This is a genomic window from Rahnella sp. RcJ3 (assembly GCF_009498575.1).
GTDB classification, from domain to species: domain Bacteria; phylum Pseudomonadota; class Gammaproteobacteria; order Enterobacterales; family Enterobacteriaceae; genus Rahnella; species Rahnella aceris.
Genome location: NZ_QSNX01000051.1, coordinates 1 through 1,234, shown reverse-complemented (window position 1 = coordinate 1,234; position 1,234 = coordinate 1). Strand labels below are relative to the sequence as shown.

Genomic DNA, 1,234 nt, shown 5'->3' with positions numbered 1-1,234 from the left:
TGAATAGACCCGGGTTTCGTAGACACTTTTTTGCCTCATAATGGAGGCCTAATGAAGGAGTGTTTATGTCAGTCAAAACGTTCACTGAAGAATTCAAAATTGAAGCCGTAAAACAGATCACTGAGCAGGGGTACCCTGTATCTGAGGTCTCCTCTCGACTTGGTGTCTCCACTAATAGTCTTTACGCCTGGGTTAAGCGCTACCAGAAGCCGGAGCCGCAGCGTAAGCAGGACGATGCACTTCAGCATGAAGTAAAGCGCCTCAGGCAAGAACTTAAGCGAGTAACTGAAGAGCGGGATATCTTAAAAAAGGCCGCCGCGTACTTTGCAAGAACGTCAGGCTGAAGTACGCCTTCATTAAAAAAATGTCGTCCTTTTATGCTGTACGCAGGTTATGCCTGGTTCTTGGCCTCCATCACAGCGGTTATTACCAGTGGCTAAAGCGGCCTAAATCTTTGCGTACCCGGCAAGATGAACGGCAAACAGGCTTGATTAAACAACTGTGGCTTGAAAGCGGTACGGTTTACGGCTATCGAAAAATCTGGCTCGATATGAAAGATCTGGGTGAATGCGTCGGACGTAACAGGATCGCGCGCCTGATGAGGCTCGCTGAACTAGCATCTCAGACTGGATACCGAAAACGACGCTATTACGGTGGCGGAAAGCCTTCTTTTGCCAGTCCAAATTACCTTGAACGCCAGTTCGTTGTCCCAACCCCAAATACGCATTGGGTGAGTGACATGACTTATATAAGGACGCATGAGGGTTGGCTGTATCTGGCTGTTGTTCTTGATCTCTTCTCACGCAAGGTTATCGGCTGGAGCATGGGCGGACGAATGACCGCTGAGTTAGTAATGGATGCATTATTGATGGCGGTATGGCGACGTAAACCAACGGCAGAAGTATTAATCCATTCAGATCAGGGCTCTCAATATACGAGCGAAAGATGTCAGCATTTTATGACAGCTCACAATTTAAAAAGCAGCATGAGTCGTCGGGGTAATTGCCATGACAACGCAGTGGCAGAAAGCTTTTTCCAGTTGCTAAAACGGGAACGCATAAAGAAACGGATCTATAAAAATAGGGAAGAAGCGAAGGCTGATATCTTCGATTATGTCGAGATGTTTTATAATGCTAAACGCCGCCACAGTGCCTGTGAGGATCAACCCCCTGCAGTTTATGAAAGTGCCTGGTTCATGAGGCACGGAACAGTCTAGGAAACTAGGGTCTATTCA

The 1,234-nt window shown here is 47.2% G+C and carries 1 protein-coding gene; it reads left to right on the top strand.

The window, feature by feature from the left end:
• Positions 1 to 65 precede the first annotated feature (65 nt).
• Positions 66 to 1,216 (top strand): IS3 family transposase gene (locus DXU84_RS24905; RefSeq protein WP_153376842.1). Its coding sequence is split into 2 segments (ribosomal slippage): positions 66 to 300 and positions 300 to 1,216, totalling 1,152 coding nucleotides; the frame shifts between segments, so codons are not numbered across the junction.
• Positions 1,217 to 1,234: the final 18 nt, after the last annotated feature.